At 69.8% G+C, this 24,628-nt stretch carries 22 protein-coding genes and 1 tRNA gene; 15 read left to right on the forward strand and 8 right to left on the reverse strand.

The window, feature by feature from the left end; genetic code table 11:
* Positions 1 to 5: 5 nt before the first annotated feature.
* The 7 genes from ISU10_RS02565 (at position 6) to ISU10_RS02595 (ending at position 5,262) form a co-directional block, all read left to right on the forward strand.
* Positions 6 to 1,379 carry a UTP--glucose-1-phosphate uridylyltransferase gene (locus tag ISU10_RS02565; protein ID WP_194694801.1) on the forward strand — a complete coding sequence of 458 codons (1,374 nt, stop codon included), beginning with the start codon at positions 6 to 8 and terminating at the stop codon, positions 1,377 to 1,379.
* Complete coding sequence (glp, locus tag ISU10_RS02570; protein ID WP_194694802.1) at positions 1,379 to 2,632, forward strand: molybdotransferase-like divisome protein Glp; 1,254 nt, start codon at positions 1,379 to 1,381, stop codon at positions 2,630 to 2,632. Before ISU10_RS02565 ends, glp begins: the two co-directional genes overlap by 1 nt.
* The gene (moaC, locus tag ISU10_RS02575) at positions 2,632 to 3,108 is read left to right on the forward strand and encodes a cyclic pyranopterin monophosphate synthase MoaC (protein WP_194694803.1); all 477 of its coding nucleotides are present in this window, start codon (positions 2,632 to 2,634) and stop codon (positions 3,106 to 3,108) included. The genes glp and moaC overlap by 1 nt, the downstream gene beginning before the upstream one ends.
* Positions 3,105 to 3,596 (forward strand): MogA/MoaB family molybdenum cofactor biosynthesis protein, encoded by a 492-nt coding sequence (locus ISU10_RS02580; protein WP_194694804.1) that lies wholly within the window; start codon positions 3,105 to 3,107, stop codon positions 3,594 to 3,596. The genes moaC and ISU10_RS02580 overlap by 4 nt, the downstream gene beginning before the upstream one ends.
* Positions 3,597 to 3,605: 9 nt before the next feature.
* Positions 3,606 to 4,205, forward strand: a complete 600-nt coding sequence (locus ISU10_RS02585) for a GNAT family N-acetyltransferase (protein WP_194694805.1) — start codon at positions 3,606 to 3,608, stop codon at positions 4,203 to 4,205.
* Positions 4,206 to 4,319: 114 nt separating this feature from the next.
* Positions 4,320 to 5,105 (forward strand): divisome protein SepX/GlpR, encoded by a 786-nt coding sequence (sepX, locus tag ISU10_RS02590; protein ID WP_194694806.1) that lies wholly within the window; start codon positions 4,320 to 4,322, stop codon positions 5,103 to 5,105.
* Between the two features lie 81 nt (positions 5,106 to 5,186).
* Positions 5,187 to 5,262: transfer RNA gene (locus ISU10_RS02595), tRNA-Ala, on the forward strand.
* Between the two features lie 446 nt (positions 5,263 to 5,708).
* On the opposite strand, the gene ISU10_RS02600 is transcribed toward ISU10_RS02595, so the two are convergent.
* The 3 genes from ISU10_RS02600 to ISU10_RS23995 all read right to left on the reverse strand — a co-directional run bounded on the left by ISU10_RS02600 (position 5,709) and on the right by ISU10_RS23995 (position 8,194).
* Positions 5,709 to 6,206 (reverse strand): hypothetical protein, encoded by a 498-nt coding sequence (locus ISU10_RS02600; RefSeq protein WP_194694807.1) that lies wholly within the window; start codon positions 6,204 to 6,206, stop codon positions 5,709 to 5,711.
* Positions 6,207 to 6,359: 153 nt separating this feature from the next.
* Positions 6,360 to 7,019 (reverse strand): response regulator, encoded by a 660-nt coding sequence (locus ISU10_RS02605; RefSeq protein WP_194694808.1) that lies wholly within the window; start codon positions 7,017 to 7,019, stop codon positions 6,360 to 6,362.
* Positions 7,016 to 8,194: a sensor histidine kinase gene (locus ISU10_RS23995; protein WP_194694809.1), complete on the reverse strand. Its 1,179-nt coding sequence runs from the start codon at positions 8,192 to 8,194 to the stop codon at positions 7,016 to 7,018. Before ISU10_RS23995 ends, ISU10_RS02605 begins: the two co-directional genes overlap by 4 nt.
* Positions 8,195 to 8,366: 172 nt before the next feature.
* On the opposite strand from ISU10_RS23995, the gene ISU10_RS02615 reads away from it, so the two are divergent.
* Both ISU10_RS02615 and ISU10_RS02620 read left to right on the forward strand, forming a co-directional pair.
* On the forward strand, positions 8,367 to 9,020 hold the full coding sequence (locus ISU10_RS02615; RefSeq protein WP_194694810.1) for a DUF998 domain-containing protein: 654 nt from the start codon (positions 8,367 to 8,369) through the stop codon (positions 9,018 to 9,020).
* Between the two features lie 130 nt (positions 9,021 to 9,150).
* A complete protein-coding gene (locus tag ISU10_RS02620; protein WP_194694811.1) occupies positions 9,151 to 9,504 on the forward strand; it encodes a DUF488 domain-containing protein in 354 nt (117 codons plus the stop codon).
* A gap of 27 nt (positions 9,505 to 9,531) precedes the next feature.
* Here ISU10_RS02620 and ISU10_RS02625 read toward each other — a convergent pair whose 3' ends face one another.
* Positions 9,532 to 10,215: a hypothetical protein gene (locus ISU10_RS02625; protein WP_194694812.1), complete on the reverse strand. Its 684-nt coding sequence runs from the start codon at positions 10,213 to 10,215 to the stop codon at positions 9,532 to 9,534.
* 130 nt (positions 10,216 to 10,345) lie between these two features.
* Between ISU10_RS02625 and ISU10_RS02630 the strand changes: the two genes are divergently transcribed.
* Positions 10,346 to 11,524 carry a sensor histidine kinase gene (locus tag ISU10_RS02630; protein ID WP_194694813.1) on the forward strand — a complete coding sequence of 393 codons (1,179 nt, stop codon included), beginning with the start codon at positions 10,346 to 10,348 and terminating at the stop codon, positions 11,522 to 11,524.
* On the forward strand, positions 11,521 to 12,177 hold the full coding sequence (locus ISU10_RS02635; RefSeq protein WP_194694814.1) for a response regulator: 657 nt from the start codon (positions 11,521 to 11,523) through the stop codon (positions 12,175 to 12,177). Before ISU10_RS02630 ends, ISU10_RS02635 begins: the two co-directional genes overlap by 4 nt.
* Positions 12,178 to 12,336: 159 nt before the next feature.
* Here the strand turns inward: ISU10_RS02635 and ISU10_RS02640 are convergent, their stop codons facing one another.
* Positions 12,337 to 13,272: a TIR domain-containing protein gene (locus tag ISU10_RS02640; protein WP_194694815.1), complete on the reverse strand. Its 936-nt coding sequence runs from the start codon at positions 13,270 to 13,272 to the stop codon at positions 12,337 to 12,339.
* 398 nt (positions 13,273 to 13,670) lie between these two features.
* Here ISU10_RS02640 and ISU10_RS02645 point away from each other — a divergent pair, with 398 nt between their 5' ends.
* Positions 13,671 to 15,524 (forward strand): AMP-dependent synthetase/ligase, encoded by a 1,854-nt coding sequence (locus ISU10_RS02645; protein ID WP_194694816.1) that lies wholly within the window; start codon positions 13,671 to 13,673, stop codon positions 15,522 to 15,524.
* A 20-nt stretch (positions 15,525 to 15,544) separates the two neighbouring features.
* Here the strand turns inward: ISU10_RS02645 and ISU10_RS02650 are convergent, their stop codons facing one another.
* A complete protein-coding gene (locus ISU10_RS02650) occupies positions 15,545 to 16,429 on the reverse strand; it encodes a GNAT family N-acetyltransferase (RefSeq protein ID WP_194694817.1) in 885 nt (294 codons plus the stop codon).
* A 337-nt stretch (positions 16,430 to 16,766) separates the two neighbouring features.
* On the opposite strand from ISU10_RS02650, the gene ISU10_RS02655 reads away from it, so the two are divergent.
* Complete coding sequence (locus tag ISU10_RS02655) at positions 16,767 to 19,331, forward strand: ATP-binding protein (RefSeq protein ID WP_194694818.1); 2,565 nt, start codon at positions 16,767 to 16,769, stop codon at positions 19,329 to 19,331.
* Between the two features lie 122 nt (positions 19,332 to 19,453).
* On the opposite strand, the gene ISU10_RS02660 is transcribed toward ISU10_RS02655, so the two are convergent.
* Positions 19,454 to 21,115 carry an ABC1 kinase family protein gene (locus ISU10_RS02660; RefSeq protein WP_194694819.1) on the reverse strand — a complete coding sequence of 554 codons (1,662 nt, stop codon included), beginning with the start codon at positions 21,113 to 21,115 and terminating at the stop codon, positions 19,454 to 19,456.
* 173 nt (positions 21,116 to 21,288) lie between these two features.
* Between ISU10_RS02660 and ISU10_RS02665 the strand changes: the two genes are divergently transcribed.
* The gene (locus ISU10_RS02665) at positions 21,289 to 22,380 is read left to right on the forward strand and encodes a hypothetical protein (protein ID WP_194694820.1); all 1,092 of its coding nucleotides are present in this window, start codon (positions 21,289 to 21,291) and stop codon (positions 22,378 to 22,380) included.
* A 114-nt stretch (positions 22,381 to 22,494) separates the two neighbouring features.
* Here ISU10_RS02665 and ISU10_RS02670 read toward each other — a convergent pair whose 3' ends face one another.
* Positions 22,495 to 23,538, reverse strand: coding sequence for a C40 family peptidase (locus tag ISU10_RS02670; protein WP_194694821.1), 1,044 nt, complete (start codon positions 23,536 to 23,538; stop codon positions 22,495 to 22,497).
* A 193-nt stretch (positions 23,539 to 23,731) separates the two neighbouring features.
* Here ISU10_RS02670 and ISU10_RS02675 point away from each other — a divergent pair, with 193 nt between their 5' ends.
* Entirely contained in the window at positions 23,732 to 24,595 is an 864-nt protein-coding gene (locus ISU10_RS02675; RefSeq protein WP_370864612.1) for a polysaccharide deacetylase family protein, read from the forward strand.
* The last annotated feature ends 33 nt before the right edge of the window (positions 24,596 to 24,628 follow it).

Raw genomic sequence — 24,628 nt, forward strand, 5'->3', positions numbered from 1 at the left:
GAAGCATGGGTAGTCCTGGTTTGAACCTCGCGCGCCAGAAGATGCTGGACGCGGGCGTGGACGAGGTGGCGGTCGACACGTTCGCCCACTACTACCGGCTGCTCGAGCACGGCGAGACCGGCATGATCCCGGAGACCGCGATCGAGCCGATCGACATGGAGGCGCTCGCAGACGTCGAGGTCGCCGACGAGGTCGCGGCCGACGCGATCCGCACGACCGCGGTCATCAAGCTCAACGGCGGGCTCGGCACCTCGATGGGCATGGACCGCGCGAAGTCGCTGCTCTGCGTGCGCCGCGGCCTCTCGTTCCTCGACGTGATCGCCCGTCAGGTGCTGCATCTGCGCAAGCAGTACGACGCGCCGCTCCCGATGATCTTCATGAACTCCTTCCGCACCTCGGCAGACACGATGGCGGCGCTGGCGCGCTACGAGGACCTGGCGGTCGACGGCCTGCCCTTGGAGTTCTGGCAGAACAAGGAGCCCAAGCTCCTCGAGAAGGGCCTGGTGCCGGCGTCCTACCCCCGCAACCCCGATCTCGAGTGGTGTCCGCCGGGACACGGTGACCTCTACACGGCCCTTCGTGGCACGGGTCTCCTGGACCGTCTCATCGAGCAGGGCTACGAACGCGTCTTCGTCTCCAACTCCGACAACCTCGGTGCCACGCCCGACCCACGCCTGGCGGGCTGGTTGAAGTCCCACCGCATCCCGTTCGCGATCGAGGCGGTGCGGCGCACCCCGTCCGACCGCAAGGGCGGGCACTTCGCCCGACGCAGGAGCGACGGCCGGATCGTGCTGCGCGAGACGGCCCAGACGCTGCCCCAGGACCAGGAGGCGCTGGCCGATCTCAGCCGCCACAGGTACTCCTCGACCAACAACTTGTGGTTCGACCTGGTCGCGATGAGCAACGAGCTCGACCGCCGCGGCGGCATCCTGGGTCTCCCGCTGATCCGCAACGTCAAGAACCTCGACCCCGCCGACACCTCCACGCCCAAGGTGATCCAGATCGAGACCGCGATGGGCGCGGCCATCGAGGTGTTCGCGGCAGCCCGCACCATCGAGGTCGGGCGTGACCGGTTCATCCCCGTCAAGACGACCAACGACCTGCTGGTGCTGCGTTCCGACGTCTACGACCTCGGCGCCGACTTCGGGCTCGACCAGGAAGGCGACCTGCCGTTCGTCGATCTCGATCCCGACTTCTACCGGATGGTCGGCGACTTCGACCAGCGCTTCCCCGAGGGCGCGCCGTCGCTGCGCAGGGCGCGCTCGCTCAAGGTCGAGGGCGACTTCACCTTCGGTCGCGGCGTCGAGGTCGTGGGCGACGTGGAGCTCGAAGCCGACACGGCGAAGCGGATCGCGGCCGGCACGGTGCTCGACGGGTGATGGCCAACGACCAGCCCAAGGACCGGCAGAGCCTGAGAAGCGTCGACGAGCACCAGCAGGCGATCCTCGACTCGCTGCGGCCGCTGCCGCCGTACGACCAGCCCCTGCTCGACGCGCTCGGCCTGGTGGCCGCCGAGGACGTGACCTCGCCGATCGACCTGCCGAGCTTCGACAACTCGGCCATGGACGGCTACGCCGTGGTACAGGCCGATGTGGCCTCGGCCTCCGACGAGAACCCCGTGCACCTGCCGGTGGTCGGCGAGATCGGTGCCGGCCAGGCGCGCATCCTGGCCCTGTCTCCCGGCACGGCCGTCAAGATCATGACCGGCGCGCCCGTTCCTGCCGGCGCTGACGCGATCGTGCCCTATGAGTGGACCGACCGAGGAGTCGCCCAGGTCGTCATCTCCAAGGCGCCCTACGAGGGCCAGCACGTGCGCGGCGCGGGCGAGGACGTCACCGTCGGCGACCTGCTGATCGAGGAGGGCACGCGGCTCGGCCCGCGCCAGCTCGGCCTGCTGGCGAGCGTGGGCCGCGCGTCGGTCGTCGTGCGTCCCCGCCCTCGCGTGGTGATCCTCTCGACCGGGTCGGAGCTGCGGGAGCCGGGCACGGCTCGTGGCCACGACTCCATCTACGACGGCAACTCCTACATGCTCGCCGCAGCCGTACGCCGGGCGGGCGCGATCGCCTACCGCGTCGGCATCGTGCCCGACGAGCCGCAAGCGTTCCTCGACGCGCTGGGTGACCAGCTGGTGCGCGCTGACGCAGTGATCACCAGCGGCGGCGTGTCGATGGGTGACTACGACGTGGTCAAGGAGGCGCTGCTGCCGAGCGGGACCGTGTGGTTCGGCGGGGTTGCCATGCAGCCGGGCAAGCCGCAGGGTTTCGGTGTGGTGGGCGAGGACCAGACCCCGATCTTCACGCTGCCCGGCAACCCGGTCTCCTCGTTCATCTCCTTCGAGATGTTCGTGCTGCCGGCGCTGCGCCGGATGATGGGGCTGCTGCCCTATGCGCGCCCGACGGTCGAGGCGACGCTGACCCACGCTGTGAAGTCGCCGCCCGGTCGCGCGCAGTACCTCCGTGGCGAGCTGGAGGCGGGTGACCGCACGGTGACGGTCTCGCCCGTCGGCGGCCCCGGCTCCCACCTGATCGGCGACCTGTCCCAGGCCAACGCGCTGATCGTGGTGCCGACCGAGACGACCTCGCTCGATGCGGGTGCCACGGTCACCGTCGTCCCCCTGGATCGGGAGTTCTGATGGCAGACCAGCCGCGCTTGACCCACCTCGACGAGACCGGTGCGGCGCGCATGGTCGACGTATCGGCCAAGGAGGTGACTGCTCGATCGGCGACGGCCAGCGGCCGGGTGCTGGTCTCCCCGGCCGTCATCGCGTTGCTGCGCGGTGAGGGGATGCCCAAGGGCGACGCCCTCTCGGTGGCGCGACTGGCCGGGATCATGGGCGCCAAGCAGACGCCTCAGCTGATCCCCTTGTGCCACCCGCTGATGCTGTCGTCGGTGACCGTCGACCTGGCCCTCACCGACGAGTCGGTCGACATCGTGGCCAGGGTCGCCACCACCGAACGCACCGGCGTCGAGATGGAGGCGCTGACGGCGGTCTCGGTGGCTGCGCTGACGGTGATCGACATGATCAAGGCCGTCGACAAGGCAGCGGTGATCACCGACGTACGCGTCGAGTCCAAGTCCGGGGGCCGGTCGGGGGACTGGCAGCGATGACCGAGGAAGTCCTCCACGTACCCGCCGCGGTGGTCGTCGCGTCGAACCGGGCGGCCGCGGGGGTCTACGACGACCTCACCGGCCCGGTCCTGGTCGACTTCTTGCGCTCGCTCGACTTCGCGGTCGGCGACCCCGTCGTCGTACCCGACGGGGCTCCAGTGGGCGAGGCGATCTCGGCCGCGGTCGCCGACGGCGCGCGCGTGGTGCTGACCACGGGAGGTACGGGCCTGACACCCACCGACCGCACGCCCGAGCAGACCCGGGCACTGCTCGACTTCGAGGTGCCGGGCATCGGCGAGGCGATCCGGGCCTACGGCGCGAGCAAGGGCATCCCGGCAGCCGCCCTGTCGCGCGGCATCGCCGGAGTGATCGGCTCGTGCCTGGTCGTGAACCTGCCCGGCTCGAAGGGCGGGGTGAAGGACGGGCTCGTGGTGCTGGCGCCGATCCTCGAGCACGCGATCGAGCAGATCGTCGGCAGTGACCACTGAGAGGCGACCGTGAACGCGGCGCCGGGGTGGCCGGCCGTTCTGCAGCACGGCGAGGTGACGGTCCGCCCGCTGGCCTACGCCGACGCCCGGGCCTGGAAGGCGGCGCGCAAGGCCAACGCCGACTGGCTGCGGCCGTGGGATGCGACCGTCCCGCCGGGCGGCGCGGAGCGTCCGGCGTCCTTCCGTGCGTTGGTACGCCGGCTCGACCGCTCGGCGCGGATCGGCGCGACCATGCCGTTCGCGATAGATGTCGACGGGCAGTTCGCCGGCCAGATCACGGTCAACAACATCGTGCGCGGCTCCGCGCAGTTCGCCTCGATCGGCTACTGGCTGGACCGCTCGTTCGCCGGCCGTGGGGTGATGCCGCTCGCCGTCGCGCTGGTCATCGACCACTGCTTCACCGCGGCGGGCCTGCACCGCATCGAGATCGCGATCCGGCCCGAGAACTCCAACTCCCTGCGCGTCGTGGAGAAGCTCGGCCTGCGCGAGGTCGGCTACGCGCCCCGCTTCATCCACATCGACGGTGACTGGCGCGACCACCGGCTGTACGCCGTGACGGTCGAGGAGGCTCCCGGGGGTCTCGTGCGACGACTTCTCTCCGCTGGTTGAGGAGGGCGCGCTGGCGCCCGCCTCGAAACCAGTCCCACTAGTCACACGAGTTCCCTGGCGACACACCTATGGACATCCGCCCCACCATGCGCTAGCAAACCTAGGCTCACCTCCGTGGACCTGAGCGGACTGATCTTCGTCGCCCTGGCGGTCGCCTGGGCCGCCTATCTCATCCCCAAGGCGCTCAAGCACCACGAAGAGGTCGTCCGCACCCGGTCCGTCGACACCTTCTCCGACTCCATGCGGGTCCTGGCTCGCCGCGAGCCCGTCGACCGCCGCACCGCCCGGCTCGTCGTCCCCGGCAAGCCCGCCACGCAGGTCGAGGCCGTGCAGGGCGACTCCGTCGTGACGACCGCCGAGGAGCTCGCCGCCCGCCGGCGGGCGACCAACCGGGCCGCCCGCCGCCGTCGCCGCGTCCTGCTCCTCCTGCTGCTCGCCAACGTGGCCGTCGTCGCCCTCGCCACCGCCCACGTGTTCTCCTGGTGGTGGACGGCCGCACCGGCCGGCGTCCTGCTCGCCTGGCTCGTCGCCTGCCGCCTCATGGTCCGTCGCGAACGGGCCTGGCGCCCCTCTGTCATCGACCAGGTCGTCGACGCGCTGATCGAGGACGAGATCCTCGAGACCGCCGAACGCCCGGCCCTGATGCTCGACGACGAGACCGGCGAAATGGTCGCCGTCGACGACCCGGGCCTGTGGGATCCGGTGCCCGTGACCCTCCCGACGTACGTCGGCAAGGCCACCGCCCGGCGTACGGTCCGCACCATCGACCTCGACTCCACCGGCGTATGGACGTCGGGCCGCACCGAGGCCGACAGCCAGCTGGCTCGCGAGGCCGACGAGGCGGCCAAGGCTGCCCGCGACGAGAAGCCGTCCGAGGGCGACCGCGCCGTCGGCTCTTGAACCGCTGCTGATTCGATCCGGTCTGAAGGCCGGTGCTAGCCTTCCGTTTCGCGTCTTCGGGGTGATCCCCCGGACGCACCTGGGGCTGTGGCGCAGTTGGTAGCGCGTCTCGTTCGCAATGAGAAGGTCAGGGGTTCGAATCCCCTCAGCTCCACCAATCCCTCACCCGCTCCGACCTGGGCAGACGTTCATCGGGGCGGGCTTCGTGCTTCTCGGGGACCGTGTGAGTTTCCTCCCGTGTGCCTCGCATCCCGAGGTGGTGCAGGTAGATGTTCGTCGTGGCGATCGACGCGTGCCCCATCCAGGCCTGGACGATGCCGGCGCCGAGGCCGCCGCGACGTCTGTGGCCAATGACAGCGGCCATGTGAGTGCGCTTCGTGGGTAGCCTCGCCCCGTGGCGAACGAGTACCGCTGCTTCCATTCGCGGACTCCCGAGCAGCAGGAGGTTGCAACGATGGAGGAGAACCCCATCGTTGGGCTGCTGCGATCTGGTCTTGGTCATCGAGTTCACCGTGCATCTCGTGCTGCGAGCGACTGGCTACCTCATCGCGCCGGCTGGGCCGACGGTCGCGGCCCCCTGCGGAACTCGAGCAGCGACGTCTACTACTGAACCGTGACGGCCGCGAGCTTCGAGCCGCTGGCCATGGCGACGACACGCGAGCTCGCGACGACTTGCACGCCGAGCACGTTGCTCTCGGCGCTGCTGCCCCTGAGGAGAAGCGTCGTCGGACCGTCGACCGTCACGAGATGGGTCATCTGGATCTCGATCGCGCCGACAATGTTGCTTTCGACGACGTTCTGACGGGCTTCGGCCGCGCAGGTACCGGTCTTCGCCTCGAGGACCGTATCGCCGTTCAAGATGCGAGCCTGCCCGTAGAACCAGGGTTGATCCGGCCCAGATGCGTTGGCCGGGTCGGGGTCTCCACCGGACGATGTGTTGTCCCAGGTGCAGGTCACGGGGACGCTGGCGCTGACCAGCCACTTGCCGGCGTGCGGCAGCTCGAGCGATGCCAAGACGATCCCGGTGGCCGCGACGAACTCGATGTTGGTGTTGCCGACCTGGTTGGCCTCGACGTCCTCGCCCCCGGCCGCGGCCACCACTTCGGCCAGGCTCAGGCCACCAAGCGTCTGGGCGTCGTCGGGTCGGTCTTCAGGGGGCCCGCAAGGTGCTTGTTCTTGACCGCTTCAAGAGCGATGTCGGAGGACTTCACGTTCTGGACCGGGCCAGGGCTCTCCGACCACGGCGCTCGGGTGTCAGGTTCCCGGGCGGATGAGGCCCGACTCGTAGGCAACGACCACGGCTTGGGCGCGGTCACGGAGGTCGAGCTTGGTCAGCAGCCTGGACACGTGTGTACGTACCGTCGTTTCTGCGACCACCAGGTCTTGGGCGATCTCGGCATTCGACCTTCCGCGTCCGACCAGGGCGAGGACCTCGACCTCGCGTGCAGTGAGCTCCGCGAGGCCCACGGGTCGTGATGAGGAGGGTGACGGAAGCCTGCAGAACTCCTCGATCAGGCGGCGGGTCACCGACGGCGCCAGGAGGGTGTCGCCGGCCATGATGGTGCGGATCGCGTCGGTGAGTTGGTTGCGGCGGACATCCTTGAGCAGGAACCCCCCGGCGCCGGCCTTCATCCCTTCGTAGACGTATTCGTTGCGATCGAAGGTCGTGAGCAACAACACCTTCGGCGGGGTCTTGAGAAGTACCAGCCTCCGGGTCGTTTCGATGCCGTCCAGGACTGGCATCTGGATATCGACCAGGGCGAGGTCCGGGGTGAGTCGGCGGGCGGCAGACAGCGCCTCTTCTCCGTTCGCGGCCTCGCCGACCACTTCGAGGTCGGGCTCCAGGTCGATGATCGTGCGGAGACCGTCGCGCACGATGGCCTCGTCGTCGACGACCAGGACCCTGATCGTCATGGGCAGGGCACCGGGAGGCGTGCGGAGACGGCGTACCCGGTTTCCGGGCGCGGACCGGCCTGGATCGCGCCGCCGTACAACGTGACGCGTTCGTGCAGCCCGGTGAGGCCGCGTCCGGTTCCGTCGCCGGTGGTCGCGGTCGGGGCGCCGTCATCGAGGATCTCGATCGCCAGCGCGTCGACCTCGTAGCCGATTCGGACCGTTGCCCGTGGGGGTTGCGCGTGCTTGAGCACGTTGGTCAGGGCTTCTTGAACGATCCGATAGGCCGCGAGATCTACTCCCGCGGGGATCTCGCGGGTTTGACCCTCGACCGTCAGGGAGATGTGCGCGCCAGCTGTGCGGGCGTGGTCGAGCAGGCTGTCGAGGTCACGTAGGCCGGGCTGCGGATCCAAGGACCGGTCGGCGCCGTCCTCGCCGAGGAGCACCAGGAGTCGGCGCATCTCCTCAAGGGCGGCCCGGGCACTGGACTCTGCGGAAGCAACCCGCGAGTGAGCGAGGTCGAGGGCGTTGTTGGCGAGCAGAGCCTCGGCGCCGACGAGCTGCAAGACCACGACGGTCAGACCGTGGCCGACCACGTCGTGGAGCTCGCGCGAGATCCGTGCGCGCTCCGCCATCACCGCCTCTCGGGTGCGCGCCTCGCGGTCGCGCAAGAGAGCCCGCGACCGGTCCTCGACCGCTGCCTGCTGGGTCGCATTGCGAGCGAAAGCCCGCCCGAGCGGCCAGGCCGCGCCCAGAACCAGATAGAAGACGGCCTCGCCGCCGTCGAAGGTGAACGCCGGGTCCCTCAGCTCGTGGACAGCCGTGCCGAGGAGAACCAAGGGCGCTGCGACCGCGAGCGCGCTGGCACGTGCGTATCGCCCGACCGCATAGAACGCGATCACCGAGGGCAGCAGCGACCCGAGCCCTTCGGGTGCGCCGAAGACCAGGTACTCCACCGCATCCACGGTCACGATCGCCGCGAGAACCGCGAGTGGTCCCCGGCGGCGCCAGACCAGGAGCAACGAGGTCACCAGATAGAGCAGTGAGACGACAGCCGGCGGCCCGACGACGTGTCCGAGGTTCACGGGCCGAGGCAGCCACACATCGGTCTGCGTGACCACGGCCAGGGCGAGCGGGAGGTACAGGTCGGAGCGCGGAACCGCGATCTCTCGCAGCCACCGGCGAGTCGGTCTCACGGCTCACGACATTAGCGCCAGCGCTCCGTGCGCGCGTCAACTCTGCGATGACCCCTGTCGACCAGGCGACGACCACGTCGGCCGATGTTCGACGCCAGCTCGTCTCGTCGTACGACGCGTCCTGCAGGTGTCCATTCCTAGGTTGCGGGGAGCCGAACCCGAGGAGCCCGCCATGAGTCCGATGTCCAGCCGACAGCTGGCGACAGCAGCCTGCGCCTGCGTCGCCGTGTTCCCGGCCGTTGTCGTCTCGCTCAACCTGATCCAGCACGTCACATACGACCCGAAGGTGCAGGCGATCAGCGAGCTCGCGCTCGGCCGGGGCGGCGCCCTGATGGTGGTGGCCTTCTTGTCACTGGGCAGTGGCATCGCGCTGCTCGCCCGTCTTCTTGGCCGCACCTGCACCCGTGGGCGCGTGACCCGCTGGATGCTGTACGTCGCAGCCGTGCTCGCCGGCCCGATGTCCGCCTTCTTCCACACCGACCTGACGGGCCAGCCGGCCACCACCCACGGCACCATCCACAATGACGCCGGCCTCGCGGCGTTCCTCATCATCTTGATCTCGATGTACGCCGCCAGCGGACTCTTCCGCCGAGAGACCATCTGGAGAGGCTTCGCCGCACCGACCCTGGTCTGGGCCGTCGCGGCAACCGGGTCCTTCTTCCTGATCCCCGCACTCCCCGCACATTTCGGACTCGCTCAGCGCGTCTTCGTCGCAACCTTCATCAGTTGGCTCCTCGCGGCTTCGGCCTACGCGCGACGAGTGGCACCACCTGCTGAGGACGCAACGCTCACCGGAGCGCCAGCCTCTGGATCCAGCCGGGGGTAGTCCCGTTCGACCCGCAACGAAAGAGGGCACGATGGACAAGCTCGACCTGCAGGCCAAGGCCCGCGAACTGGTCACCCAGGCAGCACAGACCGGAAGTAGGTGCTGAGCCAGCGGTGACAGACTGCCCAGCATGAGCGTGCACCGTGTCCGGACTGCGCGGGTCTACGACGCACCTGGGGCCGACGACGGCACACGGGTCCTGGTTGATCGGCTGTGGCCACGGGGCCTCAGCAAGGACAAGGCTCGTGTGGATCTGTGGCTCAAGGACGTCGCGCCCTCGACGGGGCTGCGCGAGTGGTACGGACACGACCCGGCGAAGCACGAGGAGTTCGTACGCCGCTACCGCGCCGAGCTCGCCCAGGACGACCACGCCGAGGCGCTGGCGAAGCTCCGCACCTTGCTCGAAGAGCATCCGGTGACGCTGTTGACGGCGACCAAGGATCTGTCGCTGAGCCAGGCGACGGTCCTGGCCGATGAGGTCTGAGCTCATTCGGACAGACGGCCTGGTCCGTCAGGCTGAGGTCGACTCGAGGTCGCGATCGGCTCGTGTCGACGCTCCGTCGATCGTGGGGACCAGCAGAGACCGTGCTGCGGGAAGGAATGCAGCCAGCGCCGCCACCGTGCCCAGGACTCCCATCACGACTCCGCCCGAACTGCCCGCAACCGCGAAGACAACCGCCGCGATCGGCGCCCACACCGGCACCCGGCGAGCGCGGCGCAGGCCGACGAGAAGCGTGATCGTGCCGATCGTGATGCCGACGATGAACGCGATGATCAGCGCGACGAGCATGGGGTAGGACTCCGAGGCGTCGTCAAGAGCCTTGATCGTCGTGGCGTCGGTGTCCGCCCGGCCGTAAAGCGCGAACGGGGCGTAATACGCCACCGCGTGCCCGGCCGACGCCACGAGGCCCAGCACGGCCAGGGCCCCGCCTACGGCGACGACACGTGACCCTCGTCCGCGCGTCGTCGCCACCAGGGCACAGATGCCCGGGATGAAGAGCACGGGTGCCAGCGCGCTCAGGACGCCGGCCGCGAGCCAGACGCCAGGGTGGTCGTGGACCGCCGAGGCGATCGCCGTCGGCGAGGAGCCGGTCGAGGAGTCGACCGTACGACGCAGGAGGTCGCCCAGCGAGAGCAACAGCGCTCCGACCAGAAGGGCTGCCGCCGAGATGCGAAGGAGAGTGGAGTTCGTCATGGCACCACGCTGGCGCGAACCGCGCGCTCGCCGCCTCCCTCCGCATCACGAATGCACTCCACCGCGCGGCTGATTCATCTCCTCCTCCATGCCGATCCCCGGGATCGTCGCCCCGACCTATCCTCGACCGGTGGTATCCACCGCGCGCTCCCGAGCTGTTCTCGGCGTTCCCCTCCGCGACGTCGTCCTGGCGGGCGTCGTGGTGGCTCTCTCAGTCGGGGGCCTGACCAGCGGAGACGTAGACGAGACGCCACTGGCGCTGACGGTGCCAGTGGCAGTCGTGATCGGCCTGAGCCTCCTCGGGCGCAACCGCGTCCCCCTCGTCGCCGCAGTGGTCGCCACCGCGGCCAACGTCGTCCAGGGGGTCTGGGGCAACCAGTCGCCGGGGACGCTCATGGCGCTGGTGGTCGTGCTCCTGCTCGCGTACTCGCTGGGCGCCGAGTACGACGAGAGTGTCGCTTCGCTCGGGCTGGGTTTCATGCTCGCCGGGATGTTCCTCACCGAATGGCTGGACGGCGGTTCGGACTACCCGTTCATCGCGGTCGAGCTGGGCGGGGCCTGGTTGCTGGGGCGAGCCTCCAGGTCGTGGCGGGCGCGGGCCACGTATGCCGAGCAGCACCAACGAGACCTCGCCCACGTGGCCGTCGCCGACGAGCGCGCGCGGATCGCCCGCGAGCTGCACGACGTCGTCGCCCACAGCCTGAGCGTCATCGCGGTCCAGGCCGACGCCGCCGAGGCGGCTCTCGCCCGGGACCCGTCGCGGGCCGGCGAGCCGCTGCGCGCGATCCGTGGGAGCGCCCGTGAGGCTCTGGTCGACATGCGTCAGCTGCTGCACGTACTGCGGAGCGACGACCTCGCCGACTGGGATGACGATCCGAGCCCAGATCGCTCCTCGCGGGCGCCGGCCCGCGGACTGGCGGACCTGCCGTCGCTCGTCAACGGTCTGCGTGAGGCCGGGCTTCCGCTCGAGGCCGACATGCGGGTCGACGCCGCATCGATGCCGGCCGGCATCGAGCTGGCCGTGTACCGGATCGTGCAGGAGGCGCTCACCAACGTGCTCAAGCACGCCGGTGCCGTGCCGACGAGGCTCACCGTCGAAGGTAGGCCGGACGACGTGCGCGTCGTCGTGCGCAACGATCGCAGCCGACAGGCTCGACCAGGGGTCGACACGGACAGGCGCTCGGGGCACGGGCTGATCGGCGTACGTGAGCGAGCGCTGGCAGCGGGCGGCACCCTGCACTCGGGTCACACCGAGGACGGTGGGTTCGAGCTCGTCGCGACGATCCCGATCGATGGAGAGCGCGGATGACCCGGGTCCTGCTGTGTGACGACCAAGAGCTTGTCCGCGCTGGGTTCCGGCTGATCCTCGACCTCGAGGACGACCTCGAGGTGGTCGGCGAGGCCGAGGACGGCAGGGAGTGCCTGCGCATGGTGGCCTCAGTCAGTCCGGACGTGGTGCTGATGGATATTCGTATGCCACGCATGGATGGCGTCGAGGCGACGCGTCAACTGGTGCAGGCCGGATCGCCATCGCGGGTCCTCGTGCTCACCACCTTCGACCTCGACGAGTACGTCTACGACGCCATGCGCGCGGGAGCCAGCGGATTTCTGCTCAAGGATGTCCCCCGCGAGCAGCTCGTCTCCGCCGTGCGCATGGTGGTCCGCGGCGACGCCGTGGTCTCCCCGAAAGTGACCCGCCGTCTGATCGAGCACTACGTCGGGGCACCGCCGCCGACCACCGGCGTACCCGACGTGCTGGCCGACCTCAGCGAGCGGGAGTTCGAGGTGTTCGGCCTGCTCGCGAGCGGCCGGTCGAACGCCGAGATCGCGGGAACGTTGGTGCTCGGCGAAGCCACCGTGAAGACTCACGTCGGCAATATCCTGTCCAAGTTGGGCTTGAGGGACCGGATCCAGGCGGTCGTGCTCGCCTACGAGTCCGGCTTCCTCCGGCCAGGCCGCTGACCCTGCCCACCGGCGCATCGCGACGTTCAGCTCCAGCGGATCGGGCTGTCCGGTCAAGACGGGGGAGCGACGCGATGCGAAGGTCGATCCGCGGGCCGACCTCCACGGGCAGCGGACGTGCCCGCTGCGACCGTTCGCCCCTGTCACGACGCACCTCCATCAGGAGTTCGCGAGCGACTTCCAGTCCTCGATGCGCTCGGCGATCAGTGCCGCTCGTGTCTGGTTGTCGCGTCCGTCCACGACGGCGAGGTCGTCGGAGTCGGCGCGTAGGTAGACGCCTGATGTCCGGGCGTTGAGCGTGGGATCGGCGTCCGACCGCGTGGTCCAGTAACCGGCTGCGCGGTCCTCGGTCTCGAGCTTGATCTGGCCGGTGCCGTAGATCGCGGGTGCGTTCGGATGGCGCGGACGCTCACCGCTCCAGGCGTAGAAGATGCTCGCGGGGTCCTTCGTCTCCTTGGCCGCCTCGCTCCAGTAGCGGGCGGACAGGGTGCCGTCCTCCTGCCAGGCGCGGCCGTTCACCTCCAGCATGCGGTCGCGATCGCGTGAGACGCGCAGCAGACTCACCGCGGAAGGCTCCACCGTGCTTCGCTCGGTCATCGAGAACTGCCACCACAGCCCCTCGATCCGGGACAGGGACCCGATGTCCTCGATCGCCTTGCGCAACTTCTGGTTGACGGCCCTCACCTCGGTGACCTTGTTCGCGTCGCCGTACCGGACGCAGGTCAGGCCCAGCAGATCAGTAGGCAGCTTCGCGCCGTTGGCGTGCAGGATGAATGTTCGCTCCATGCCGAGGACCCCTCCGAAGAGCCCGGCCTCGAAGACGACGTTGTCACGCGGTGAGGCCTGGCCGGCGGCGACTGCATCGGCGTCGGAGGGGGGCGGCTCGGCGCTTGTCCAGTCGTCCTGGGCGAAGACGAACGCCGCGAAGTCGACCTCGCGAGTCAGCTCGACCAGTCGCCCGAGAGTGGTTGACCCGGGATTGAAGGTCGCCGTCCACGGCTCGACGTCCGCGACGTCCGCCAGCCCGCGGGTCAGTGCCTGAAGCAGCGTGGCCTGCCGGCCCGACGAGCCGAGGAAGATACGGGGCTTGGCCATCGCTCCTCCCCGCTATAGGTCCATCGTCCGTCTGCGGGTCGCAGCGTACCGAAGCCAGATCCGGCAGGCGGGTGAGGTGAGTCCACGGGCGGTGTACGGCGGGCCCGACGTCAGCATGGCGTCCTGAGCGCACCCGTCGTCGTCGTCGGAGGGGGCTCGCCGCCGGCACGTTGGTCACCGAGCTTCGGGAGACTTTCCCCGCGAAGAGTCGGGAATGATCCACTCGGACCTACGAGACGACCACGACGGCGGGTCAGGGTCGTGAGACCCGTTCTTGTGATGCTGGCGGACCTCGGCTCGGGCCTCCTGACGCCTCTGACGGGACCTAGTCCTCTGCAGACGCCGCCCCTGGCGCGCGAGGCTGGGAGCACAGGCGACGGAAGGATCAGTGGTCAACCATGCCCACGACGCAAGCCGACATCGCGATGTCGAGCCCCCTACGGGCGGTCTCCATGGCTCAGTTGTTCTACGACCGGGTCGCGATGACACCGGACCTGGAGGCCTACCGGTTCCCCTCGGACGACGGCTGGGACTCCATGTCGTGGCGTCAGACGGGCGAGGCCGTACGCCGGCTCGCGGCCGGCCTGCTCGCCCTCGGCGTGGGCTCCGAGGACCCTGTCGCCATCGCGAGCTCCACCAGGGTCGAGTGGGTGCTGGCCGACCTGGCCATCACCTGCGCTGGTGCGGCGACCACGACCGTCTACCCCACGACCGGGGCGGAGGACGTGGGCTACATCCTGTCCGACAGCGGATCGGTGGTGGTCTTCGCCGAGGACGAAGGACAGGTGGCCAAGCTCCGCACGCTGCGTGACCGGCTTCCCGCCCTGCTCCGGGTGGTCGTCTTCGACAGCCGGCCCGACGACGACTGGGTGATGGGCATCCAAGACCTCCGAGAGCTCGGAGACCGTTTCCTGGCCGAACACCCGTCCGCCGTCGACGACTCGGTGGCGGCTGTGCTCCCGGAGCATCTCGCGACCCTGATCTACACCTCGGGCACGACCGGACGCCCCAAGGGCGTCGAGCTCACCCACAGCTGCTGGACCTACATCGGTATGGGTGCCGAGTCGCTCGACATCTTGTCGATCGACGACCTCCAGTACCTCTGGCTGCCGCTGTCCCACTCGTTCGGCAAGATGCTGCAGGCGGTCCAGCTGCAGATCGGCTTCCCGACTGCGATAGACGGTCGGATGGACAAGATCGTCGAGAACCTGTCGGTCGTCCGGCCGACGTTCATGGCCGGGCCTCCCCGCATCTTCGAGAAGGTGCACGCCAAGATCCGGCAGACGATCGAGGAGGAGGGCGGGATCAAGCAGTCCCTGTTCTCCTGGGCCTTCGACGTCGGCCGTCGCTACGACGACGTGCGCCTCGCGGGTGGTTCTCCGGGCTCGGCGCTGCGGTTGCAGCATGCCGTCGCCGACAGGTTGGTGTTCGCCAAGATCCGGGCCCGGCTGGGCGGCAGGATCCGCTTCCTCATCTCGGGCAGTGCGGCTCTCTCCCCGGAAGTCGCGTCGTGGTTCTCGGCGGCCGGCATGGTGATCCTCGAGGGCTACGGCCTGACCGAGACCAGCGCGGGAGCCTGCATCGTCCGTCTCGACGACCCGGTCTTCGGGTGGGTCGGCCCGCCCATCCCAGGCACCGAGGTGAGGATCGCCGCTGACGGCGAGATCCTGCTCCGTGGGCCGAGCGTCATGCGTGGCTACCACAGCTCACCCGAGGCGACCTCGGAGGTGCTGAGCCCCGACGGCTGGCTCGCCACCGGGGACATCGGTGAGATCGACGAGAAGGGGCGGCTGCGGATCACCGACCGCAAGAAGGACCTGATCAAGACCTCGGGCGGCAAGTACATCGCCCCGCAACCGATCGAGGTGCTGTTCAAGGCGGTGTGCAACCTGGCGAGCCAGGTCGTCGTGCACGCCGAGGGCCGCAACTACGCAACGGCCTTGGTCACCCTGGACGCGGACGCTCTCGTGCAGTGGGGCCGGGCTCACGGCCTGACCGATGTCGGCTACGCCGCGCTGGTCGCGCACCCAGGTGTCCACGCCCAGGTCAGTGCATCCGTGGAGCACGTCAACAGCCGTGTCAACCGTTGGGAGACGGTGAAGGACTTCCGCATCCTCGACCACGACCTGACGGTGGAGAGTGGAGAGCTCACGCCCAGCATGAAGGTGCGGCGCAAGGTCGTCGAGTCGACGTACCGTCCGGTGCTGGACTCGATGTACGCGACCGCGTCGCAGGGCTCGACGAAGACGTGAGTCCCGGACGGCGCGCGGCCTCAGGTGGGCAGCGGAAGCGCCCGGGAGACGGTGATGCTGGTCCGGGCGGTGACGTAGCCGAGGTGTTCGTTGAGGCCGCGCATCGGTGCGTTGCCGACCTGGGTCCAGGTAGTCACTTCCTCCAGTCCGTGCTCGGCGGCCCAGTGCAGCGTGTGGCGCTTGAGGTACGACGCGATGCCGTGTCCCCGCCAGGTGCGGCTGACTGCGGTGAGCGCGTTCTCCGCGCGTCCGGGCCTCTCGGCGTCGCGGTTGAGGCCTGCGCAGCCGATCACGTCGTCACCATGCAGGGCCAGGAACATCGGGTCGCCGTACCACGTCGTGTTCCATTGCTCGGCGCTGATGTCGAGCTCCGCGTAGAGGGCGAAGTCGGCGAGCACCTCCTTGCCGAACGTATCGAAGCAGGCAGCCCACAGGTGGGGACGCTGTCTGGCCTCGATCACCTCGACGCCGGGCGGCAGCCCGGTGGGAGCCGGTTCGTCGCCCACGGCGCGCACCTGCTCGATCTCGCGGTCGACCTCGACGAACCCGTGGCGCTCGGCGAAGGTCAAGGACCCCTCGTCGTCGACGCCCGCCACCACGGTGGACACCCCCAGCCCGGTGCAGTGCTCGGCAAGGAAGCTCAGGAGAGCCGACCCCACTCCCTGCCGACGGTGCTCGGTCAGGACTCGTGGGGCGACGAACCCCGCGCCAGCGGTGTCGGACCGGTCCGCGAGGCCGGAGCCCACCACCTCGCCGTCCTTGACCGCGAGCACGAGCACGCGGTCCGCGGAGTCCTGTGCACGCATCTCCCCGACGGTGAGGCAGCGCTCACCGGGAACGACGGCGAGCCGGACGGCCCGCCACGCTTCGTAGTCCTCGTCGGTCACGCAGACGGACAGCTCCATCGGCGCAATGTAGTCGGAGCTGCGCGACGTGATCGAGCTGGAGCCGGCGCTCTCACGCGCGCCGCTGTGTGGACGGAAGTGCCTCGTTCCGCGAGCACCGGCTCCCTACTCCAGCGGAGCCGTTCCCCAGTCGACCTGATGCTCGACGCCGCACTGGTCGTTGACCCAGTGCTGACCGCTGCCGTCGGCCTGCGTGACCTGGAGACTCGTGCAGCCGAAGGTCGGGGAGTACTCGTCGTGGGGGAAGAGGATGGCCGCGCTTCACCCTCGTTCGGACGGTCCTGACCGCGGCCGCCTGCCTCTGGCGCCCAGGGGCACGCGCGCGGACACTGTGCTCATGCGCTTGCTCGAGCGGGAGACGCAGCTCGGGGCGCTGCGCGACTACGCCACCGACGCCGCCCGCGGCGATGGGCGGCTGGTCCTGGTGGCCGGCGAGGCCGGGATCGGCAAGTCCAGCCTGGTGGAGGCCTTCGTGGGCGAGCTGCCCGAGGCCCGCGTCGCGTGGTGCGTCTGCGACGGCGCTTTCACGCCCTCGGCGCTCGGACCGCTGCGGGACGTGGCCGACCAGTGGGGTGGCGCCGTGCGCCGGGCGACCGAGGAGTCGGCTGACCGCGACCACCGGTTCGTTGCTCTGCTCGCCATGCTGCGGGAGCATCCCGGGCTCTCCGTGCTGGTGCTGGAGGACCTCCACTTCGCCGACGAGGCCACGCTGAACCTGGTGGGATACCTGGGTCGACGGCTGCGGGAAGTGCGCGCGATCGTCGTGGCGACGTACCGAGATGACGGACTCGCCGACAACCGCGCCCTGCGCGAGGCGCTCGGCGAGGTATCGACGCAGCGGGCGGTGCGCAGGATCGCGCTGCCGCCGCTGACGGTGGCAGCCGTCTCGGAGCTGAGCGCCGGTTCAGGACGTGAGGCCGGGGTCCTGCACGCCCTGACGGGCGGGAACCCGTTCTTCGTCAGCGAGGTGCTCCACCACGGCACGGATGGCCTGCCGGCCTCGGCTCGCGACGCCGTGCTCGCCCGGGCGGGACGGCTCTCCGCCGAAGGCCGTGCGGTGCTGGACGCGGCTGCGCTGATCGGCGCCCGGGTCGACCAGGACCTGCTCGCGGCGGTCGTCCCGGACGTGTCCGGGGCCATGGACGAGCCGGTCGTCGCCGGGCTGCTGGTCGCTGACGGACCCGAGCTGCGGTTCCGTCACGAGATCGCCAGGATGGCGGTCGAGCAGGAGGTGGGACCGCACGGCGCCCTTCAGACCCATCGCCGGATCCTGCTCGAGCTGACCCGCGCCGGCGTGGACGACGACGCCCGGCTGGCCCACCACGCCGAGGGTGCCGGTGACGCGGCCGCGGTCGTCGAGCACGCCCGCCGGGCCGGGGACCGCTCGGCTGCGTTGTCCTCCCGCCGGGAGGCCGTCGCCCAGTACCGGCGCGCTCTGCGGTACGCCGACGGCGCCCGGCCCCGTGCGGAGCTGCTCAGCGCGCTGGCACAAGAGCTCGTCGCGCTCGACCTGTGGGCCCCCGCCGCGGACGCACTCGAGGAGGCTGTCGAGCTGTGGCACCGGCTGGAGGAGCCTCGGCTCGAGGGCGATTCACGACGGCGGCTGGCCGCTGCGTACTGGCGCGCCTGCCGGGGCCCGGAGTCGATCGCCTCGATCCGGCAGGCCAGGCAGGTCCTGGAGCGGGTCGGCCCCTGCCACGAGCTGGCAGCCGTCCTGCTGTCCTACACCGGCATCGAGCTCGCCGAGGGCAACCCGGAAGCGGCGACCGCCCTCACGCACCGGGCTCTCGAGATGAGTGAGGCGCTCGGTCTCACCGACCTGGTCAGCCAGGCACTCAACAACCTCTCGTGCATCGCCTTCGAAGGCCAGCGCCAGGACTGGCAGACACCGCTCCAGCGTTCACTCGACGTCGCGCTCGCGAACCGACTCCCCGTGCAGGCCGCCTACGCGTACACCAACCTCCAGGAGTTCACTTCCGGCACGATGCGCTATGCCGAGGCCGAGCGCTGGTACCGCGAGGGTGCGGCGTACTGCGAGGAGCACGACCTCGACACCTGGGGTCTCTGCCTCGCCGGTGGTCAGGCGCTCGTGCTCGCCCTGACGAGCCGCTGGGACGAGGTGGAGTCGATCAGCGCCGGTCCACTCGGCGGTGACCGCTCCTCCCCGATCAACCGCGTGACGTTCCTGGTGCCGCTCGGTTTGTCGCGGGCCCGCACCGGGGCAGGCGGTGCCTGGGAGCCGCTCGAGGAGGCCGCCGCCTCGACCGACGCGCTGGGCGAGGCGTACTGGGCCGCCTACGTCAGGGCCGCCCGCGCGGAGGTCGCGTGGCTGGCCGGCGAACGTGCCGTTGCCGAAGAGGAGCTCGCGGTGGCCGCTGCACACGCGGCCGACGCACCGGTCCAGAGGGCGACTGTCGCCCTCCAGCGCTTCCGGATCACGGGCGAGGCCGATCCCGACGCCGTCGACCTGCCGGCGCCCCACGCGGCGGAGCTCAAGGGCGACATCGGCGAGGCCGTTCGTCTGTGGGAGGACGTGGGTCGCCCGTACGACGCCGCGATGGCGCTGCTCGGCTCGCGCGAGGTACAGGACCTGCGCGATGCGCTGCGTAGGTTCGAGGCGCTGGGCGCCGAGCCGGCCGCGGCGCTGGCTCGGCGCAAGCTGCGCGCGGCCGGCGTACGGGTCGGCTCTGCTGGTCCGCGGCCCACGACCCGGGAGCACCCTGACGGTCTGACGGCCCGCGAGCGGGAGGTGCTCACCTTGATCGCCGAGGGGCTCAGCGATCAGGCGATCGCGGACCGCCTGGTCATTTCGCCGCGGACCGTGCACCACCATGTGGCCGCTCTGCTCGCCAAGCTCGGCGTACCCAACCGCAAGGAGGCCGCCGCCCGCGCCACCGGGTGATGCGGGGTGGCGGCGGGGTAGCTTCCGGCCCACGATCCGGTTGTCTTTCGCGGATCTTTCGGCGACGTGGGAACCGTGGGCAGCAGACGATGGGCGCAGGCCCCGTCTGTGTCCTCCTCGCCTCAGCGGCGTCGGTCGATCCGGATCGTCCGGCTGTGCAACGCGATCCTGACCAGCATGCCGAGGGAGATCACCACGGCGATGACGAAGACCACGAGTGCGACGTGGTTCTCGGTCGATGCTCCGCTGCTCGAGGGCATGGCCAGAAGGGCCGAGGCCAGGATCATGGCGGCCAGGACGACCGCTGCTGCGAGCACGTTGGCCAGCTTGTGAAGGCCCCGCAGGAACTCGTCCTCGTCGAAGGCCTTGATCCGTAGTTCGAAGTTGCCCTGTCCGACGGCGTCGAAGGCCCGGTTGACCCGACCCGGGAGTTCCTCGACGAACTCCTTGGCCTCCAGCAGGGACGCCATCATGGAAGCTGGCGTGGTGCGCATGCCTGATCTCATCAGGCCGGTCATGTGGCGCTGCAGCGCTTCCCGTGGCGCGAAGTCAGGGTCCAGGGTGGCAGCCACCTGGTCCAGGTTGAGTAGCGTCTTGCCCAGCATCACCAGCTCGGGGTCCATGCGCAGCCCGGCCTCACCCGCCTTGCGAGTCAGTTGGAGCACCAAGGCTCCGATGTCGAGGTCAGCCAGCGAGGCGTCGGCAGACCGACCGACCAGGTCGGCGACAGCTCGCGCAAACACCGTCTCGTCGAATTCAGGCAGGACCTCGCCGAGGGTGACCGCGATCCGGGTGACCTCCTCGGGGCGCCCGTCGGCCAACGCCAAGAAGAGCTTGACCAGCTTGTCTCGCACGGCGGGCGCCAGTCGGGCGATCATGCCGATGTCGAGGAGCACCAATCGCCCGTCCGGGGTCACCAGGACGTTGCCGGGATGGGGGTCGGCATGAAAGACGCCCTGCACGAGGACCTGGTCCAGGTACGCCTCGAAGAGCGCGTCGGCCAAGGGGGCCCCATCGAGCTCGAGCCGGCCAAGAGGCCCCAGGTCGGTGACCTTCTTGCCCGCGACGAACTCCATCGTGAGCACTTTGCTGGTCGTCAGGTCCGGATAGGGCTGGGGGACCACGATGAGCTCCTGACCGCTGAGCATCTCCCGCATCCTGGAGAGGTTGTCTGCCTCGCGCCGGTAGTCGAGCTCGTCGACCAGCGCCTTGCGGAACTCCTCGAGCAGCTGGGCCATGCCGTACCGCTGACCGATCTCGGTGTGCTTGTCGAGGAAGGCGGCCAGGTCCGTCAGGACTTCCATGTCCCCGCGTACTTGCTCCCGGATCCCGGGTCGCTGGACCTTCACGACGACCTCGCGCCCGTCGCGCAACGTGGCCCGGTGGACCTGGCCGAGTGACGCCGTAGCGAGCGGAGTGGACTCGAAGGTGGGAAAGACGTTGGACATCCGCACCTGAAGCTCGTTGCCGATGATCTCTTCGACCTGCTCGGAGGGGAAGGGCGTGACGTTGTCCTGGAGTCTGGACAAGGCCTCGATGTAGGGAGGGCTCAACAGGTCGACGCGGGAGGACATCAACTGGCCGAGCTTGATGAAGGTCGGCCCCATCGCCTCGAGGTCGTCGGCCAGCCGGGCCGCTGCGTCAGGGTCCCCTTCGGCGGTCTCACCTTCCAAGATCGCGTCCATCCCCGTCGACCGCACGAGGTCCCCCCGACCGTGGCGCAGCAACAGCATGGCGATCTGGCGATAGCGCTTGACGTGTCCCGGATCGATTCTGAGGCCCATGGTGCCCAGAGACTATCCGCGCGCGGCGCTCCCTCGGCCACAGACCATCATGGGGTAATAGACTTCACCCTTAGGGTTCTAGCGGCATGCCCCCTTCGTCACCTATCTTGTCCCCCGTGCGGCAGGGGGTCGCATCGTCCATCTCAGTGATGGAGACATCGGGGGAAACTCACATGCAGAGTGAAACGCGCGCCCACAGCACCCTGTGGCGCTCCATCGGCGTGGCCGGTGGTGCCGCGGCAGTCCTGTCCTTGGCGCTGATCGCGCCCGCCACGACCTACGCCGCTGCGAGCACCGCAGGGACCTGGTCCTCTGAGCCTGCCCAGACCTACACCGACAGCACGACCACGGCGCCGGGGGCCACTGCCTACAAGACGGCCGTGCGGGCGCCGATCAGCGCCGATGGGACGAGCAACTTCTCGGCCAAGAGGGGCGTCATCCCGGTGCAGTTCGACCTGCTCTCGGCGCCGACGACCATCACCACGGTCACCCGCACCTACGACGCCCCGGTCTGGGAGTCCATCGGCTCGGATCCGAACCTGACCAACGACTACTCGTACGCCTCGTTCGCTCCGACGACGCCCATCCCGCTGGCCAGCTTGACGAACCTGAGCGCGACGTACGCGTTTACGACCGGCAACTGCCACGGTGGATCCCTGCGCTGGGCCGTCAGCCTCGACTGGGACGGTGACGGGGTGCGCGACGGCAGCGCCAACGTCTACTACGGCGACGTGCCCAACTTCACCGACTGCACGACGGCCTCGCAGTCCGGCACCAACATGCGGTCCCTGGCCGACCTGCGGGTGGACACCTCGCCGGCAGGCGGCACGTTCTATGACACGTGGGACGGACTGACCGCGCTGCACCCGGACGCGACGGTGACACGCGCCAGCTTGATCCTCGACTCGGGTTGGGGCGGCGACCAGATCGCCGACGTATCCAACGTGACCGTCAACGACAACACGTGGGTTCCCCAGACCAGCGAGGTCGTGAGCACGACGACGACTGCCGGCGCCTTCACCAAGACCTGCGCCCTGCCGGACGCCAAGCTCCAGTGGGGCAAGGCCGACGCCGCCCCGACGGGTGCGGTGAACGAGGAGACCAGCATCCAGCTCAAGGACGACGGGACGTACTTCCGTCAGGTCGACTGCAAGTACATCTACAACCTGGCCGTCTCCCAGCTCAGTGGCACCGGGACGTACAAGGTCTACGCCAACATCGGCGGATCGAACCTCGCGGACCCCGCGGTCTTCGACCTGCGCTGATCTGCGGCAGCGGTTCGTGAGCGGGTGCTGAGGGCACCCGCTCACGAACTGCCGGGTTGCCCACGTCTCCAGGCAGGCGCGACGGGCTCGAGCCGGAGATGACGATGAGCGCGCTCAGGGCAGGAAGCGACGAGCGCCGGCGTACTGCGGGCCGAGGCTGGCTGTGGTGTCCACGCGGACGAGGTCCCCGGTGCCGGGCGCGTGGACCATGCGGCCGCCGCCGACGTACATGGTCACGTGGTGCACGAGACCGCCGTCGGCATAGAACAACAGGTCGCCTCGTCGAAGGAAGCGCACCGGTGTCCCCGCCTCGGACTGGGGCGAGGCGTCACGGGGGATCCGGATCCCGTGGACGCGGTAGACCAGCCAGGTCAGCCCCGAGCAGTCCACGCCGAAGCCGGAGGCTCCGGACCACAGGTAGGCCAGTCCCACGAACGACGTGGCCGCCGAGACCAGGCTCGCGGACGACGGCGCCAGGGCAGGCCGGCTCCTCGGGTGCTCGACCACATCGCCAGCGGCGACGCGCAGCACGGTGCCGTCGGGCGTGGCGACGCGCAGCTCACGAGCAGTCCTCCCGACGACGGGAAGCCGGGTGCCGTAGCTGACCCGGACCCGGCGCCGGCCTTCCGCCGCGTCGGTCCTCAGCCAGGCCGTACGACGGGTCACGGTGGCCCAGGAGGGCGTGACCGTGGGCGGCCGTGCGGTCAGCTGGCGCCGAGGTACCCAGCCGGGGTAGCCGCGCGCGTCCAGTGGACTGGGCTGTCCCGGCACCGCGACCCGTACCCAGCCCGCGCGGACGCCGAGGACGCGCACCCGGTCGCCCATCAGCGCTTGTGTGTCGGCCCGACCGCTGAGGTCACGTCGTTGGTCGAGGCTCATGCCCGACAGCCAGCGGACCATCGCCACCGGGTTCTGCAGCGCTGGGGAGTCAACCGGGCGTGGCGACCGGGGTGAGCGCCACACCGTGGCCACCGACACCGAGACCCAGGCGCTGCCTCCGGCGCGCAACTCGTGTCGGGCGGCCGGTCGCGGTGACTGCGTCCCCTGGTGCACGGCAGCCCGTCCGGGTTGCGATGCCGGAGGTGTGGTCGCGCAGCCGAGGAGCGCCAGCACGGCGACCACCACCACGCCGGTGTTGCGCATCCACGCGGGTCCCACCGCACCAGCCTCACGCCGTCGCCGCGGTGTGGCCCAGTGCGAAAGGTCCTCGGGTCCACCCCGAAGGTCCCCTTCCCTCGGGCGCCACGGCAAGGCCGGTGGATGACCAATGACCCTGGCGTGCGCCGCCTCAGCGGATGGAGCGTGAAGTGAGTCCTGCGGAGGGCAGGTGCACCTATCTGAGAGGTCACTCGTGAGGAGCGTGCGGGTCGTGGTCTCGGCCTGGATGACGTGCGCGCTGCTCCTCACCGGGTGCACCCCCGATGCGTCGTCCGACCCCGCCCGCGCCGAGCCCCTGCCGACGGCCTCACCGACGGGGCCCCGCCCGACCGCGTCGCAGCCGCCCGGCTCGCCACCGGCCACGCCGACGTCGACGGCCACCACGAGCCCGCCGCCAGCGGCCTGCGCCATCCCGGCCCGGTTCGCTGGCCAGGACCTCGAGCAGCTGCCACTGGCCGCGAAGAAGATCGCGCTCACCTTCGACGCCGGAGCGAACGCCGCAGGTGTCGACCCGATCCTGCTCACGTTGAGTCGTCAGCGGGTGAAGGCCACGTTCTTCCTGACCGGGGCGTTCGTGCGTAGGTTCCCCGGGCGGGCGCGAAGGATCGCCGAGCTGCACCTGGTCGGCAACCACACCGACACCCACCCCGACCTCACCACGCTCTCGGACGACGAGATCCGCGTCGAGGTGCGGCGGGCACAAGAGACCATCGTGCGGGAGACGGGCCAGGACCCGCGACGGTTCTTCCGGTTCCCCTTCGGCGCCCGCGACGTGAGAGCGATCCGGATCGTGAACCGACGGTGCTACGTCGCGTTCCGGTGGACCGTGGACACCCTCGGCTGGAAGGGGACGTCCTCAGGCGTCACTGTCGCCTCGGTCGTACGCCGGGTGGTCGACGCAGCCCGGCCGGGCGCGATCGTGCTGATGCACGTCGGGGCGAACCCTCAGGACGCCAGCACGTTGGACGCAGACGCACTGCCGACGGTCATCCGGGAGCTCCGGGCCGCGGGCTACCACCTCGTGCCCTTGTCAGCGGTGATGTCCCAGTTGCCGTGAGAGCCTGCCCGAGTCCACGTTGCGCTGCCGGAG

Origin of the sequence: Nocardioides agariphilus (assembly GCF_015352445.1) — a bacterium.
GTDB lineage: Bacteria > Actinomycetota > Actinomycetes > Propionibacteriales > Nocardioidaceae > Nocardioides > Nocardioides agariphilus.